Origin of the sequence: Rathayibacter sp. AY1E6 (assembly GCF_002931115.1) — a bacterium.
In the GTDB taxonomy this organism is placed as follows: domain Bacteria; phylum Actinomycetota; class Actinomycetes; order Actinomycetales; family Microbacteriaceae; genus Rathayibacter.
In genome coordinates this window covers 172,285-187,813 of the sequence record NZ_PSVK01000005.1, presented here as the reverse complement: position 1 = coordinate 187,813, position 15,529 = coordinate 172,285, and the positions used below count along the sequence as shown (strand labels likewise).

Genomic DNA, 15,529 nt, shown 5'->3' with positions numbered 1-15,529 from the left:
CCACGACTCCGTCACCACCTCCGACATCCGGCACCACCCACGACGCAAGGAGAGACACCCATGGCTCAGAGACAGTCGATCTTCGGCCGCATCGCGCAGCTCGCGAAGGCCAACATCAACGCGCTCCTCGACCAGGCCGAGGATCCGCAGAAGATGCTCGACCAGATGGTCCGCGACTACACCGACAGCATCCGCGACGCCGAGGCGGCGATCGCCACCACGATCGGCAACCTGCGCCTGCTCGAGGACGACTACCGCGAGGACGTGCAGAACGCCCAGGAGTGGGGCGGCAAGGCCCTCGCCGCGAGCCGCAAGGCCGACGAGCTGCGCACCGGCGGGAGCGCCGGCGACGCCGACAAGTTCGACGCGCTGGCCAAGGTCGCTCTGCAGCGCCAGATCCAGTCCGAGAAGGAGGCGAAGGACGCCGAGCCGACCATCGCCTCGCAGACCGAGGTCGTCGACAAGCTCAAGTCGGGCCTGAACCAGATGCGCGAGAAGCTGCAGCAGCTCTCGAGCAAGCGCGACGAGCTGATCGCCCGCTCGAAGACCGTCGAGGCGCAGAGCCAGGTCCAGGACGCCGTGAAGAGCATCGACCTGATGGACCCGACGAGCGAGGTGAGCCGCTTCGAGCAGAAGATCCGCCGCGAGGAGGCGCGCGTCCGCGGCGCGGAGGAGCTCGCCTCCTCGAGCCTGGACGCGCAGTTCGAGTCGCTCGAGGACCTCGGTGAGATGACCGAGGTGGAGGCGCGCCTCGCCGCGCTCAAGTCCGGCCGCCCGCAGGACTCGATCGGCTCCTGAGCCCGTGCGCCTCCGGCGGTCCTGCCGGAGGCGCACTCCCCTTCCCGACACGCGCGGAGCGAAGGCTGGCAATCGCCATGGTGCGGTGCCGCCGCCGTCCCCGTAGTGTTCACACCAGGTTGCCCTTGACCCCGGTCGCCCTGATGCCGCGTCCGGCCCCTACCGACGCGGTGAACCATGAGCGGACCGCCCCCGTCGGGATCGCTCGCCGAGAGATCGTCGACGCCGACGGTCACCACGAAGAGCGAGGCGCCGATGAGCACCCCCACCACCACGTCCGTCACCGGAGGCGCCCCCCGCGTCGTCCGCACCCGCCCCCGCGCCGACGGCCGCGTCAACCCGACGACCGAGTACTCCGGTCTCCTCAGCACGGTCCGCGACGCGGGGCTCCTCCGCCGCCGCACCGGCTTCTACTACACGATGTTCGGCGCGCTGGTCCTCGCGCTCGGCGGCATCGTCACCGGCTTCGTCCTGCTGGGCGACTCCTGGTTCCAGCTCCTGCTCGCCGCCGCCCTCGGCATCGTGCTGACGCAGTTCGCCTTCCTCGCCCACGAGGCCTCGCACCGCCAGGTGTTCGAGTCCGGCAAGGCCAACGACGTCGCCGGCCGCACCCTCGCGAACCTCTTCGTGGGCATCAGCTACTCCTGGTGGATGACCAAGCACAGCCGCCACCACGCGAACCCGAACGTGCTGGGCAAGGACCCGGACATCGAGCGCGACGTCGTCTCCTTCACCGCCGAGGACGCGGCCCGCTCGCGCGGCCTCTACGCCTGGCTCACCCGCCGCCAGGGCTACGCGTTCTTCCCGCTCCTGCTGCTCGAGGGCCTCAACCTGCACCTGCACGGCTTCCGCACCGTGTTCGGCAAGGGCAAGGTCGACAAGCGCTGGGTCGAGATCACCATGCTCGTCACCCGCGTCGGCCTCTACCTCGCCGTCGTCTTCTGGGCCCTCCCCCTCGGCATGGCGTTCGCCTTCGTCGGCGTGCAGCTGGGCGTCTTCGGCCTGTACATGGGCGCCTCGTTCGCGCCGAACCACAAGGGCATGCCGCTGCTGCCGAAGGAGGCGCGCGTCGACTTCCTCCGCCGCCAGGTCCTCACCTCGCGCAGCATCCGCAGCACCTGGTTCACCGACCTCTACATGGGCGGCCTCAACTACCAGGTGGAGCACCACCTCTTCCCGAACATGCCCCGCCCGGCGCTGCGCCGTGCGCAGGTCATCGCCAAGGAGTACTGCACCACCCACCAGATCCCCTACACCGAGACCTCGCTGATGGAGTCGTACGCGATCGTCGTCCGCTACCTCAACAAGGTCGGCTTGTCGGCCGGCGGCGACCCGTTCGACTGCCCCGCCGCCTCCGCCTACGGACGCTGAGCACTCCCCCTTCGGAGGCCCCTCGCACCTTCCCGGTGCGGGGGGCCTCCGTCGTTCGCGGGAGCGCAAGGGGGTGCCCCCGCGGGCGGTGGAGTCGTAGCGTCGGGACATGAGCAGCTCCGACTACGACATCGAGCCCACCCCCACCGACACGACCGACGGCACCGACACGACCGACGGCGCGCGCACGCCCGACCCCGCCACCGAGACCGGCACCTCCGCGGGCCTCGACGAGGTCGGCGGTGCGGCCTCCCCCCTGGCCGACGGCGTCGGCGCCGACGGCGAGGAGCAGAACCCCCCGCTGCCCGACTGGGGCCCCACCGACGGCGTCCACGGCACCGACGCCGAGACCGACGCCTCGGGCACCGAGCAGCACTGACACGGCTCCGCGAGGGACCTCCCCGGCCGGTCGGCGAACGTTCCGACCGCGTTCCGAGGAGGTCCCTCCGTGTTCGCCGGAGGGTCGGCCGGCGCTCGGTCGGCGCGCCCTACACTGGCGAAATGCAGCCGACCGAACGCGCCCTCCGCGTGATCTCCTACAACCTCCGGGAGCACCGAGCGCACGCCGAGATCGCCCCCCTCGCCGCCCGCCACGACATCGACGTGCTGTGCCTGCAGGAGTGCGATACCACGAAGCTGCCGCAGGAGGTGGGCTCGCTCCGGCTCGCGTCCGTCACGGCCCGCAACCGCCTGGGCCTGGCCGTCTACTACTCGCAGGACCGCTTCGAGCTCTCCGGCAGCGCCGCGTTCGAGCTCAGCAAGTCCATGCACGACCGGGTGATGTCCCCCGCTCACGAGCGCCTGCTGGCCGTCCGCCTCGACGACCGCGACGGCGGATCGATCGCGGTATCTTCCTTCCACGCCGCCCCGCTCTCGGCCGGCAACGCCCTGCGCCGCAAGCAGATCGACGAGGCGCTCAACCGGCTGCGCGAGTACGCGCCGGACACCCCCTCCCTGATGGTCGGCGACTACAACTACCCGTGGTTCTTCCGCGGACTCGACCGCCGGATGACCCGGAACGGCTACCTGGTCTCGCGGAGCGACTCCCCCACCTACGCGCGCTACCGCTACTTCAGCGGCCACTTCGACTTCGCGATCAGCGACTCCGTGCGGATCGAGCGGGTCTCCACGCTGCCCCAGGGCGTCTCGGACCACCTCCCGGTGATGGTCGACGCGCACTACGGCGTCCCCGCCGCCTGAGCGCGGGGCCCGCGGGCCCGCGCGGTCGGTAGGCTCAGGGGGTGACGACCCTGATCCTCGCCCGGCACGGAGAGACTGTCTGGCACTCCGAGAACCGCTTCGCGGGCTCCTCCGACATCGCGCTGACCCCCCGGGGCCAGGACCAGGCGGCGACTCTGGCCGCCTGGGCCGTCGACGCCGACCTCGAGGCGGTGTACTCCTCCACCCTGGTCCGGGCCGTGCGCACCGCCGTGCCCGCCGCGCGGGCGGCCCACCTCGAGCTGCAGCCCGACCCGGCCCTGGTCGAGGTCGACTTCGGCCGCGGCGAGGGGCTGACCACCGACGAGATGGAGAAGCGCTTCCCGGACGAGTACCACGCGTGGGTCGCGGCGCCGGCCATCCAGCCGATGCCCGGCGGCGAGTCCGGCCTCGACGCCGTCGCCCGCGCGAACACCTCGCTCGCCCGCATCCACCGCGAGCACCCCGACGGCCGCGTGCTCGTCGTCGCGCACGGCACGCTCATCCGCCTCCTGCTGTGCGCCTACCTCGGCATCAACCCGGAGACGTACCGGCACACCTTCCCGGTGGTCGACAACGTCTCGCTGACCACGCTGCGCTGGGACGCGACCGGCGTCGGCCTGCTCGGCTACAACGTCCCGCCCGTCCAGACGCAGCGGCGCTCCAGCTGAGCGCAGCGGCCGCTCCGGAGCGGCGCCCGGCGAGCGCTGGCTCGATCGGCCTGGTGCTCGGGTCGGTCGCGAGCGTGCAGCTGGGCGCCTCCTTCGCCGTGCTGCTCTTCCCCGCCGCGGGGCCGATCGGCACCGTCACGCTCCGGCTGGTGTTCTCGGCCGTCGTGCTGCTCCTGGTCTGCCGTCCGCGGCTGCGCGGCCACAGCCGGAGCGACTGGGCCACCGTCGCCGCCTACGGTCTCGCCCTCGGCGGGATGAACGCCTGCTACTACGAGGCCATCGCCCGGATCCCGCAGGGCGCCGCCGTCACCCTCGAGGTGCTCGGGCCGCTGACGCTCTCGGTGATCGCCGGGAGGAGCGTGCTGAGCCTGGTCTGGGCGGTGCTCGCGCTGGCCGGGGTGGTGACCCTGTCGCAGGGCGGGTTCTCGGCGCTGGACCCGGTCGGCGTCGGCTTCGCGCTGGCGGCCGCAGTGCTCTGGGCCGCGTACATCGTCTTCGCCGGCCGCACCGGCGGGCGGTTCCAGGGGATCGACGGGCTCGCGCTGGCGCTGGCGGCCGGCGCGATCGTGTCGCTGCCGTTCGGCATCGCCTCCGCCGGGCCCGCCCTGGTGGTGCCGCCGGTGCTGCTCCTCGGGCTCGCCGTGGCGGTGCTCTCCTCCGCGGTGCCCTACGCGCTGGAGCTGCTGGCGCTGCGGCGCCTGCGCTCCTCCACCTTCTCGATCCTGATGTCGCTCTCCCCCGGGGCGGCCGCGCTCTCGGGCTTCCTCGTGCTCGGCCAGCGCCTCAGCGCCGTCGAGGCCGTCGGGATCGCGCTCGTGGTCGCCGCGAGCATCGGGGCGGTGCGGACCGCGCGGACCTCCGCCTGAGCTGCAGTTCTTTTGTTAGGCTAACTATGTGCCATCGACCGAGACCCTGCAGACCGAGACCCCTCAGACCGATCTCCCGCAGACCGATCTCCCGCTGACCTCCCTCGCCGGCGAGGTGCGGGCAGCGGTCGGCCGGCTCGGACGGCGGCTCCGGCAGGAGAAGGCCCAGCACGAGCTCAACGATCCGCAGTTCAGCGTGCTCGCGCTCCTGCACCGCGAGGGCGCGAAGACCCTCGGCGAGCTGGCCGAGGCGGAGCGGGTCCGCCCGCCGTCGATGACCCGCACGGTCGGCTGCCTGGTCGACGAAGGACTCGCGGAGCGCCTGGCCGACCCCGCCGACGGCCGCGTCACCCGCATCCGCCCCACGGAGGCCGGCACCGCACTGGTGCTCGACGTGCGCCGCAGCCGCGACGCCTGGCTCGTGGCGCGCCTCGAGGAGCTCCCTCCCGAGGACCTGCGCCTCCTCCACGACGCGGCGGCGGTCCTGCGCGCAGTGGCCGACCGATGAGCGCGATGTTCCGCTCCCTCGCCGTGCCGAACTACCGCATCTGGTTCGCGGGCGCGATGGTCTCGAACGTCGGCACCTGGATGCAGCGCACGGCCCAGGACTGGATCGTGATCAACGACCTGACCGGCCACGACGCGACGGCGCTCGGCGTGACCATGGCGCTGCAGTTCGGACCGCAGCTCGTGATGGTGCCCTTCTCCGGCTTCATCGCCGACCGCTTCGACCGGCGGAAGCTCCTGATGGCCACCCAGGGCGCGATGGGCGCGCTCGGGCTCGGCCTGGGGCTCATCGTCGTGACCGGGGTCGTCCAGCTCTGGATGGTCTACCTCTTCGCCCTGCTGCTCGGCTTCGCCGCGGCGATCGACGCGCCCGTGCGCCAGACGTTCGTGTCGGCGCTGGTCGAGGAGCGCGACCTCACCAACGCCGTCTCGCTGAACTCGGCCTCCTTCAACTCGGCGCGGATGATCGGACCGGCCCTCGCGGGCGTGCTGATCGCCGCGGTCGGCTCCGGCTGGGTCTTCCTCCTCAACGCCGCGAGCTTCCTCGCCGTCCTGCTCTCGCTGCGCGCGCTGCACCGCGACCAGCTCCGCAGCGCCCCACGCGCCACCCGCGGCCCGGGTGCCCTGCTGGAGGGGTTCCGCTACGTCTCGAAGCGGCCGGACATCCTCGTGGTGCTCGCGATCGTGTTCCTGATCGGCACCTTCGGCCTGAACTTCCCGATCTTCGCCTCGACGATGGCGACGGTCGAGTTCGACATGGGGGCGAGCGAGTTCGGCCTCCTCTCCTCCGCGATCGCCGTCGGCTCGGTGCTGGGGGCGCTCCTCTCGGCACGCCGCGACCGCCCGAGGCTCCGGCTCATCGTCGGCGCCTCCGCGGCGTTCGGCGTCGCGCTCGCGCTGGCCGGCGTCATGCCGACCGTCTGGGCGTTCGCGATCCTGCTCCCCTTCGTCGGCATCGCGGCGCAGACGCTGATGACCTCGGCCAACGGCTACGTGCAGCTCTCGACCGCCCCCGAGATGCGGGGCCGGGTCATGGCGCTCTACATGGCCATCTTCGTCGGCGGCACCCCGATCGGCGCCCCGCTGATCGGCTGGGTCGCGAACGCCTACGGTCCGCGCCAGGCGATGCTGGTCGGCGCCGCCTCCGGGATCGCGGCGGCCGCCATCGGACTCGCCTTCCACCTCCGCCTGCGCCGCGCCGCCCGGCTCGCGGCCCCCGGGCCGGAGGCTCTGCCCGCCACCGGCGGAGTCCCCCTGCTGCGTCCGCGCGCCTAGGCTCCGTCGGCCGGTCCGCACGCCGGGCGGATCCGCGGACCGCCCACTCGACGGGTCGCCCCCGACGCGGGGCGCGACCGCCGCCCGCCCTCAGGCCTCGCGGGTGATCTCGACGCGGACGAAGAGCTTCGACGAGCGGGGCCCGGCGAACACCCCGCGCAACGGCGCGATGTCGTTGTAGTCGCGCCCGCGGCCGACGATGACGTGGCGGTCGCCGATGTCGATCAGGTTCGTCGGGTCGTAGCCGCGCCAGGCTCCTCCGCAGAACCACTCGACCCAGGCGTGGGACTCCCCCACCACGGTCTCGCCGATCTCGGCGTGCGGCTTGGGGTGCAGGTAGCCCGAGACGTAGCGCGCCGGGATGCCCACCGAGCGCAGCGCCCCGAGGACGATGTGCGTGATGTCCTGGCAGACGCCCTCGCGCGCGGTCCACGACTCCGTCGCGGTGGAGTGCACGCCGGTGACGCCCTGCCGGTAGGTCATCGCCCGGCCGATCGTCTCGGCGATCGTGAGCGCGGCCTCGCACGGGCCGGCCGCCTCGTCCGCGAGCGAGCGCGCCATCGCCGCGAGGTCCTCCGGCGGCGCGGTGCGGTGGGTCTGCTTCGACTGCTCCACGTACTCGGTGCGCGTCTCGACCTGCTCGGACAGCTGATCCCACCCGGTCGGGTGGTCGGGGTGCTGCTTCGGCCGGATCTCGACGAGCGAGGTCGCCGTCAGCGAGAGCTCGCGGTGGGCGTCGAGCACGTCGAACGACGAGACGCGGGTGCCCCAGTAGTCGGTGTAGGCGTGCACCGAGGTCACCGGCCTGATGTCGAGGTTCGAGAACAGCACCAGCTGCCCGTCCGAGGAGGCGGGGAGCATCCGCGCCTCGTTGTAGGACGCGACCACGTCCCCCGCGTAGGTGAAGCCCGTGGTGTGCCTGATGCGCAGCCTGCTCACAGCGCCTCCCCGATCCAGCTCGGCATGACGTTGGTGGGGAAGTAACGCTGGCGGATCGCCTCGGAAGCGGCCGAGGTCGCCTCCTGCACGCTGTCCATGTGCCGCGGCAGGTCCTCGAGGATGTCGGTGATCGGCCGGAACTCCAGCTCGCTGCGGATCCGCCCGAGGACGCGCTGCGCGTCGCCGGAGTGGCCGATGCGGCCGGTGCGCGGCTCGATGTCGCGCATGCACGCCTCCGCCCGCGAGACCGAGAAGAGGATCGAGCGCGGGAACAGCCGGTCCAGGAGGAGGAACTCGGCCGCGTTCCGCGCGCTCGGCACGCCCCGGTAGGTGCGCAGGTACGCCTCGTAGGCGCCGCAGGAGCGGAGGATCGTGGTCCAGGAGGGGCCGCTCGCCTCGGTCAGCGAGCGGGTGGCGAGCAGGCGGGCGGTCATGTCGGCGCGCTCGATCGAGCGGCCGAGCGTGAAGAACTGCCAGGCCTCGTCGCGCGAGGTCGCCGACTCGATGATGCCGACGGCGAGGGCGGAGCGCTCCCTCACCCAGCTGAAGAACTCCGACACCCGCTCGCCCGAGACGCGGCGCGGCATCCGGGTGCGCGTGGTGTTGAGGCACTCCCAGAGCTCGGTCGAGACGATCTCGCGCGCCCGGCGGGCGTTCTCGCGGGCCGCGCCGAGCGAGTAGGCGATCGAGGCGGGGTTCGTGCGGTCGATCGCGAGGATCGCCAGCACGTCGGCGCGGGTGATCTCGCGCATGTCGTCGGGCGGGGTCGAGCCCATCACCGACAGGAGCGAGCGGCAGGCCGTGTCCTCGTCGATCCACGGGTCCTCGAGCAGGAGCTGGAGGTGGACGTCGAGGATGCGGGCGGTGCCGTCGGACCGCTCGATGTAGCGGCCGATCCAGAACAGCGACTCGGCGATCCGGGAGAGCATCAGTCGTCCTCCCCCGCCGCGAGCGTCTGCTGCTGCTGCTGGTCCTGGTCGGTGTTCGGCGCGTCCTGCGGCGAGTGGTCGGGCGTGTGGTTGAGCGGGTAGACGATCGGGATGGAGCTGGTGACCGCGGCCTGCTCGGCGACGAGCGCCTGGATGTCGCGCGCCTCGGGCTCGGCGCTGCGCGCCTCCTCGAGGCCGACCACCCAGGTGTCCTTCGATCCGCCGCCCTGCGACGAGTTGACGACGAGCTGCCCCTCCGGGAGCGCGACGCGGGTCAGGCCGCCGGGCAGCACCCAGACGTCGGTGCCGTCGTTCACGGCGAAGGGCCGCAGGTCGGCGTGCCGGGGGCGCATCCCGTCGTCGACGAGGGTGGGGATGGTGGAGAGCTGCACGACCGGCTGCGCGATCCAGCCGCGCGGGTCGGCCTGGAGGCGGGAGCGCAGCTCCGCGAGCTCCTTCGCCGAGGCGGCCGGCCCGACGACCAGGCCCTTGCCGCCGGAGCCGTCGACCGGCTTCACGACGAGCTCGTCGAGGCGGTCGAGCACCTCCTCGAGCGCTCCCGGGTCCTCGAGCCGCCACGTGTCGACGTTCTTGATCACCGGCTCCTCCGAGAGGTAGTAGCGGATGAGGTCGGGCAGGTAGGTGTAGACGAGCTTGTCGTCGGCGACGCCGTTGCCGACCGCGTTCGCGATCGTGACGTTCCCGAGCCGGGCCGCGAGCATCAGCCCGGGCGAGCCGAGCATCGAGTCGGCGCGGAACTGCAGCGGATCGAGGAACTCGTCGTCCACGCGGCGGTAGATCACGTCGACCCGGGTCGGGCCGGAGGTGGTGCGCATGAACACCTTGCCGCCCGTGCAGAACAGGTCGCGGCCCTCGACCAGCTCGACGCCCATGAGGCGGGCGAGGAGGGTGTGCTCGAAGTAGGCGGAGTTGTAGACGCCCGGGGTGAGCACGACCACGGTCGGGTCGTCGACGCCCTCGGGGGCGGAGGCGCGGAGGGCCTGCAGCAGCTTGTTCGGGTAGTCGCCGACCGGGCGCACCCGCATCGAGACGAACAGCTCGGGCAGCGTCTGCGCCATCACCCGGCGGTTCGAGATGACGTAGGAGACGCCGGAGGGCACGCGGACGTTGTCCTCGAGGACCCGCCAGCCGCCCTTCTCATCGCGGATCAGGTCGATTCCGGACACCTGGATCCGCACGCCGTTCGCGGGGACGATGCCCGCGGCCTGCCGGTGGAAGTGGCTCGAGCTCGAGATCAGCCCGGCGGGGATGACGCCGTCGGCCACGGCGTTCTGCGGGCCGTAGACGTCGGCGAGGAACGCCTCGAGAGCACGGACCCGCTGCTTGATGCCGGTCTGCACCTCGTTCCACTCGGCGCGCTCGATCACCCGGGGGACGGCGTCGAGCGGGAACGGCCGCTCCTCCCCCGCGAAGTCGAAGGTGACGCCCTGCGCGAGGTAGGAGGAGGCGAGCGCGTCGGTGCGGCCGCGCAGCTCCTCCTGGGTCATCCGCGCGAGCGAGGAGTAGATGTCGCGGTAGGCGCCGCGGACCCCGTCGGGGCCTCCGGTCGACGCCACGTCGGCGAACATCTCGTCCCAGGGGGTGGCGCCCGTGTCGGGCCGCTCGACCTTCTGGGACCCGTATCCGTCGAAGAGGTCACCCATGGCACGACTCTAGTGCGGGGCGTATTGCGGGGATGTTTCGGGCGGCCGCGGGGCGAGCGGGGCGGGTCGGCGACGTCCGGGCACGGCACCGGCGCCGTCCTCCGACAGGCCGGCGGAGGCCCGGGGATCCACGGGAATAGATCCGGCCGCACGTGGTTGAATGAGGATGTACATGCAAACGCATGGACCAGGCCCCACCGGGCCGGAGGACAGAAGGAGCGCCTGATGCAGTTCGGCATCTTCACGGTCAGCGACATCACGACCGACCCCACGACCGGACGGACCCCGTCCGAGTCCGAGAAGATCCAGGCGACCCTCGCGATCGCGCTGAAGGCGGAGGAGATCGGCCTCGACGTCTTCGCCCTGGGCGAGCACCACAATCCGCCGTTCTGGTCCTCCTCCCCCACCACCACGCTCGGCTACCTCGCGGCGAAGACCGAGAGGATCACGCTCTCCACCGCGATGGCCCTCATCACCACGAACGACCCGGTGAAGCTCGCCGAGGACTACGCGATGCTCCAGCACCTCGCCGGCGGCCGCGTCGACCTGATGCTCGGCCGCGGCAACACCGGCCCCGTCTACCCGTGGTTCGGCAAGGACATCCGCCGCGGCATCGAGCTGACGATCGAGAACTACGACCTGCTGCACCGCCTGTGGACCGAGGACTTCGTCGACTGGGAGGGCCAGTTCCGCACGCCCCTCCAGGGCTTCCAGTCGACCCCGCGCCCCCTCGACGGTGTCGCGCCGTTCGTGTGGCACGGATCGATCCGCTCCCCTCAGATCGCCGAGCAGGCCGCCTACTACGGCGACGGCTTCTTCGCGAACCACATCTTCTGGCCCGCCTCGCACACCCAGAAGATGGTGCAGCTCTACCGCCAGCGCTTCGAGCACTACGGCCACGGGACCGCCGACCAGGCGATCGTCGGCCTCGGCGGGCAGATCTTCCTGGCGAAGAACTCGCAGGACGCGGTCTCGCAGTTCCGCCCCTACTTCGACAACGCCCCCGTCTACGGCCACGGCCCCTCGCTCGAGGACTTCACGGAGCAGACCCCGCTCACCGTCGGCTCCCCGCAGCAGATCATCGACCGCACCCTCGGCTTCCGCGAGTACGTCGGCGACTACCAGCGCCAGCTCTTCCTGATGGACCACGCGGGACTCCCGCTGAAGACCGTCCTGGAGCAGATGGACATGCTCGGCGAGATCCTCCCCGCCCTCCGCGCCGGCTTCGCCGAGGGCCGCCCCGCGCACGTGCCCGACGCCCCCACCCACGCTTCCCTCGTGGCCGCGCGCGACGCGCAGCCCGCGGCCGAGCCCGTCACCGTCTAGTCAGGAGCTCTCCATGGACACCCGCAGGATCACCGTCCTCTCGGCCGGCCTCAGCCAGCCGTCCTCGACCCGGCTGCTCGCCGACCGCCTGGCCGACGCCGCCGAGTCCTCCCTCACCGAGCAGGGCTTCGCCGTCGAGCGGAGCGTCGTGGAGCTGCGCGACCTCGCGCACGACGTCACGAACAACCTCCTCACCGGCTTCGCGAGCCCCGCTCTGCAGACCGCGCTCGACGCGGTCGCCGGCGCCGACGGCCTGATCGCCGTGACGCCGATCTTCACCACCAGCTACAGCGGGCTCTTCAAGTCGTTCGTCGACGTGCTCGACACGGAGGCGCTGCGCGGCCTGCCCGTGCTGCTGGCGGCCACGGGCGGGTCCCCCCGCCACTCCCTGGCCGTCGACTACGCGATGCGCCCGCTCTTCACCTACCTGCACGCGGCGCCCCTCGCGACCACCGTGTTCGCGGCGACGGACGACTGGGGCGGCGCGACCGAGGACGGACGGGCGCTGCCCTCGCGCATCGAGCGCGCCGGACGCGAGCTGGCCGATCAAGCCGCCCGCTCCTCCCGCTCGGGCTCCGCGCCCGACCCGTGGGCGCTCGACGGCTCGTTCGAGGGGATGCTCGGCCGCCGCGGCTGAACGCCCGCCGCGCGGATCGGCCGCTCCTCTCATGGATCGGCCGATCCGTCCAGCCGCGATTCCCGCGGCCCTGCCGGAATAGCCTGCCCCCGGGAGCCTGCCGCTGGCCCCCGGAAGGAGGCCGTCATGGGCCTGACCAGCAAGGGGCTCCCCGCGGGGGCTCTCGACCTCTCGCAGCTCGGACGCGCGGTCCTCGACCGCCGCCGCTTCCTCGGAGCGCTCGGCGTCGCCGCCTCCGTCCCGGTCCTCTCCGGCTGCGGCTTCGCCCCCGCGGGCCCCGCGGCGAGCGCCGGCAGCGACACCCTCACCTTCACCACCTGGGGCACCGACGCCGAGCTGGCCGGCTTCCAGCGCGCGATCGACGCGTTCCAGTCGGCGAACGCCGGCGCCACCGTGACCCTCAACGCGGTCCCGTACGAGCAGATGTTCACCAACATCGACGCGCAGCTGCAGGCGGGGAACCCGCCGGACGTCTTCCGGGTCCCGTACTACACGTTCGGCAGCTACGCCGGCCGCGACCAGCTCCTGGACCTGTCGGGCTTCCTCGACTCCGACGTCGCCGAGCGGTTCACCGATCCGGCCTGGGCCGCGGTGCAGAGCGGCGGGAGCCCCTTCGGCGTCCCCCACCACACCGACACCTCGCTGATCCTCTACAACACGCAGGTGCTGGCCGACGCGGGCGTCACATCCTTCCCCTCCTCGCCCGAGGAGGCGTGGACCTGGGAGGAGTTCACCGAGGTCGGGCGGAAGCTGCGCGCCTCTCTCCCCGCCGAGCGCTACCCCTTCGCCTACAACTGGCAGGGCAACGGCGTCACGCGCTGGCTCAGCCTGCTCTTCCAGGCGGACGGCCGCTTCCTCACGGAGGACCTGTCCGGGCCCGCGATCGACTCCGCCGCCGGCCGCGCCGCGATCGACTTCAGCCGCAGCTTCTTCACCGACGGCCTCGTGCCGCCGAGCAGCTCCGTGCAGGCGACCACCTACGCCAGCGACCTCTGGTACTCGCAGACCACCGCGATGACCTTCGCCGGCGCGTTCCTCATCCCCGACGCCGACTCCACCCTCGACTTCGAGTGGGGCGCCACCTACTCCCCGCGCAACGTGCGCGGAGGCGGCGACTTCGGCGGCAACGCCCTCGTCGCGACCAAGGCCGCGAAGAACCCGGAGCTGGCCGCCTCCTTCCTCGCGTTCATGACGGAGGAGGAGGCGATGCGCGACTTCTGCGCCGGCGCCTCCCTCCTCCCCACCCGTCGCGACCTCACGGAGTCGGGCATCGAGTTCGCCGTGCGCCCCGAGCTCGCCGAGGTGTTCCTCGGCCAGGCGGGCACCGTCCAGGCGTCCGACTCGGCGCAGGTCGCCTCGCCCGACATGGCCGCGATCATCACGGTGCTCAAGGAGCAGCTGGAGCAGGCCTTCGTCGGCGGGCGCAGCACCGAGGACACCATCGCCGGCCTCACCTCCGGCATCGCGGCCGCGACGCAGTGAGCCGGTCGGTCCTCGCGCCGGAGGCGGTGACCGCCCGCCCCCGGCGCACCTCCCGCGCCCCCGCCCGCGAGACGGCGGCCGCCTACGCGTTCCTCGCGCCGAACCTGCTGATGCTCGGGCTGTTCGTGTTCGTCCCCCTGGGCGGCGCGTTCCTGATCGGCTTCCAGCGCACGAACGGCTTCGGCGACGGCGCCTTCGTCGGACTCGACAACTACGCGCGACTGCTCGGCGACGGCCTCTTCTGGCGCTCGACGCTGAACACGGCGCTGTTCACCCTGATCGTGACCCCGCTCTCGATGGCGCTGGGCCTCGGCGCGGCGGTGCTGATGAACTCGGTGCTGCCCGCGCGTCCGGTGTTCCGCAGCATCCTCATCCTGCCGATGGCGGTCTCCGGCGTGGCGACGGCGCTGATGGGCGTGCTGATCTTCGACGAGAACAGCGGCGTGCTCGACGGCATGCTCCAGACGATCGGCCTCCCCCGCATCGCCTGGCAGTCCGGCGGAGCGGCCGCCTTCGCCTCCGTGGTGCTCGTCACCCTGTGGTGGCGCACCGGCTTCAACATGCTGATCTACCTGGCGGGGCTGCAGGGGGTGAACCCGGCGCTCTACGAGGCGGCCCGGCTCGACGGAGCGAACGCGTGGCAGCAGTTTCGCCACGTGACGCTGCCGCTGGTCGGCCCGTCGTCGTTCTTCCTGCTCATCCTCAACGTCATCTACTCGTTCCAGGTGTTCGACATCGTCTTCGTGCTCACCGGCGGCGGACCGCAGAACGCGACCTCGGTGCTCGTGACCTACGCCTACGACACCGGGTTCGTCACCCGCGACCAGGGCTACGCCGCGGCCATCGGCATCGTGCTGCTGATCCTGACCATGATCTTCACCGCGGTGCAGTGGCGCACCAACCGCTCGAGGGACCTCGTCGAATGATCCGCACGTCGCGCACCTCGCGCCTGCTCCGCCTCGCCCTCGCCCTCGCCGTCTCGGTGGTCATCGTCTTCCCGCTGTACTGGATGGTCGTCGTCGCGTTCTCCTCGCGGTCCGAGCTGCTCGGCGGCACCCTCCGCCTCTGGCCGCGCGAGCTGACGCTGGTGAACTTCGAGCGGGTGTTCTCGTCGTTCCCCGTGGCGACCTGGTTCGGCAACTCCCTCGCGATCAGCCTGGTCACCGCGCTGATCACCGTGACGATCAACCTGCTCGGCGGCTACGCCTTCGCGCAGCTGCGGTTCCGCGGATCCGGCGTGCTCTTCCTCCTGGCCCTGTCGACGCTCACCCTGCCCGTGCAGGTGATCATGGTGGCGCTGTTCCGGCTCGTCACCGACCTCGGCCTCTACGGGAGCTACTGGGCGGTGATCCTGCCGACGGCGGCGTCGGCGTTCGGGCTGTTCCTGGCGCGGCAGTTCATCCTCGCGATCCCGCGGGACCTCGTCGAGGCGGCCCGGATCGACGGCGCCGGGCACTTCCGCGTGTTCACGGCCATCGTGCTCCCCCTCTCGAAGCCGCTCATCGCCGTGCTCTTCTTCATGTCGCTGCTCGGCTCCTGGAACGACTTCGCCTGGCCGCTCATCGCCCTCAAGGAGAACGCGCTCTTCACGCTCCCGATCGGCCTGCTCTTCCTCCAGGGGCAGTTCGGCAGCGACTACGGAGCGACCATGGCGTTCGCCCTGGTGAACGTCGTGCCGATGGTGGTGCTGTTCCTGGTGTTCCAGCGCTACTTCGTGCAGGGCTTCGCGCGCAGCGGCCTCCGCTGACCTCGCGGCGGGGGGGGGGGGGGGGGGGGGGCGTCTGCGGGTGGCCACTATATGCCCCCTGTAGGGCGCGGAGGTGGCCGTCCCCCCCACCCCCGAACGAGCCCGCGGCGGCTACGGGCG

Annotated in this window: 16 protein-coding genes; 13 read left to right on the top strand and 3 right to left on the bottom strand. The window is 71.9% G+C overall.

All coding sequences use genetic code 11. The features are described from left to right. The first annotated feature begins 60 nt into the window (after window positions 1-60). The 8 genes from C5C46_RS07295 to C5C46_RS07260 all read left to right on the top strand — a co-directional run bounded on the left by C5C46_RS07295 (window position 61) and on the right by C5C46_RS07260 (window position 6,685). Entirely contained in the window at window positions 61-798 is a 738-nt protein-coding gene (locus C5C46_RS07295; protein WP_104223858.1) for a PspA/IM30 family protein, read from the top strand. 255 nt (window positions 799-1,053) lie between these two features. Then, window positions 1,054-2,169, top strand: coding sequence for an acyl-CoA desaturase (locus tag C5C46_RS07290; protein WP_104226226.1), 1,116 nt, complete (start codon window positions 1,054-1,056; stop codon window positions 2,167-2,169). A gap of 109 nt (window positions 2,170-2,278) precedes the next feature. Further along, window positions 2,279-2,548, top strand: coding sequence for a hypothetical protein (locus C5C46_RS07285; protein WP_104226203.1), 270 nt, complete (start codon window positions 2,279-2,281; stop codon window positions 2,546-2,548). Window positions 2,549-2,670: 122 nt separating this feature from the next. Beyond that, window positions 2,671-3,369 carry an endonuclease/exonuclease/phosphatase family protein gene (locus C5C46_RS07280; RefSeq protein WP_104223855.1) on the top strand — a complete coding sequence of 233 codons (699 nt, stop codon included), beginning with the start codon at window positions 2,671-2,673 and terminating at the stop codon, window positions 3,367-3,369. Window positions 3,370-3,410: 41 nt separating this feature from the next. Then, complete coding sequence (locus C5C46_RS07275; protein ID WP_104223854.1) at window positions 3,411-4,037, top strand: histidine phosphatase family protein; 627 nt, start codon at window positions 3,411-3,413, stop codon at window positions 4,035-4,037. A gap of 53 nt (window positions 4,038-4,090) precedes the next feature. Next, a complete protein-coding gene (locus C5C46_RS07270; RefSeq protein WP_258059386.1) occupies window positions 4,091-4,903 on the top strand; it encodes a DMT family transporter in 813 nt (270 codons plus the stop codon). 28 nt (window positions 4,904-4,931) lie between these two features. Then, on the top strand, window positions 4,932-5,411 hold the full coding sequence (locus tag C5C46_RS07265; protein ID WP_258059385.1) for a MarR family winged helix-turn-helix transcriptional regulator: 480 nt from the start codon (window positions 4,932-4,934) through the stop codon (window positions 5,409-5,411). Further along, window positions 5,408-6,685, top strand: a complete 1,278-nt coding sequence (locus C5C46_RS07260; RefSeq protein WP_104226202.1) for an MFS transporter — start codon at window positions 5,408-5,410, stop codon at window positions 6,683-6,685. The genes C5C46_RS07265 and C5C46_RS07260 overlap by 4 nt, the downstream gene beginning before the upstream one ends. A 90-nt stretch (window positions 6,686-6,775) precedes the next feature. Here the strand turns inward: C5C46_RS07260 and C5C46_RS07255 are convergent, their stop codons facing one another. From C5C46_RS07255 to C5C46_RS07245, 3 genes are read right to left on the bottom strand one after another with little or no spacing between them, the layout of a single operon-like run. Next, window positions 6,776-7,624 (bottom strand): transglutaminase family protein, encoded by an 849-nt coding sequence (locus C5C46_RS07255; protein ID WP_104223852.1) that lies wholly within the window; start codon window positions 7,622-7,624, stop codon window positions 6,776-6,778. Next, a complete protein-coding gene (locus tag C5C46_RS07250; protein WP_104223851.1) occupies window positions 7,621-8,553 on the bottom strand; it encodes an alpha-E domain-containing protein in 933 nt (310 codons plus the stop codon). Before C5C46_RS07250 ends, C5C46_RS07255 begins: the two co-directional genes overlap by 4 nt. Further along, window positions 8,553-10,217: a circularly permuted type 2 ATP-grasp protein gene (locus C5C46_RS07245; RefSeq protein WP_104226201.1), complete on the bottom strand. Its 1,665-nt coding sequence runs from the start codon at window positions 10,215-10,217 to the stop codon at window positions 8,553-8,555. Before C5C46_RS07245 ends, C5C46_RS07250 begins: the two co-directional genes overlap by 1 nt. 225 nt (window positions 10,218-10,442) lie before the next feature. On the opposite strand from C5C46_RS07245, the gene C5C46_RS07240 reads away from it, so the two are divergent. From C5C46_RS07240 to C5C46_RS07220, 5 genes are all read left to right on the top strand, one after another. After that, window positions 10,443-11,543 carry an LLM class flavin-dependent oxidoreductase gene (locus C5C46_RS07240; RefSeq protein WP_104226200.1) on the top strand — a complete coding sequence of 367 codons (1,101 nt, stop codon included), beginning with the start codon at window positions 10,443-10,445 and terminating at the stop codon, window positions 11,541-11,543. 13 nt (window positions 11,544-11,556) lie between these two features. Beyond that, entirely contained in the window at window positions 11,557-12,180 is a 624-nt protein-coding gene (locus C5C46_RS07235) for an FMN reductase (RefSeq protein ID WP_104226199.1), read from the top strand. A 126-nt stretch (window positions 12,181-12,306) separates the two neighbouring features. Further along, a complete protein-coding gene (locus tag C5C46_RS07230) occupies window positions 12,307-13,662 on the top strand; it encodes a sugar ABC transporter substrate-binding protein (protein ID WP_104226198.1) in 1,356 nt (451 codons plus the stop codon). Between the two features lie 26 nt (window positions 13,663-13,688). Then, entirely contained in the window at window positions 13,689-14,588 is a 900-nt protein-coding gene (locus C5C46_RS07225) for a carbohydrate ABC transporter permease (protein WP_258059384.1), read from the top strand. Next, window positions 14,585-15,409 (top strand): carbohydrate ABC transporter permease, encoded by an 825-nt coding sequence (locus tag C5C46_RS07220; RefSeq protein WP_104226197.1) that lies wholly within the window; start codon window positions 14,585-14,587, stop codon window positions 15,407-15,409. The genes C5C46_RS07225 and C5C46_RS07220 overlap by 4 nt, the downstream gene beginning before the upstream one ends. The last annotated feature ends 120 nt before the right edge of the window (window positions 15,410-15,529 follow it).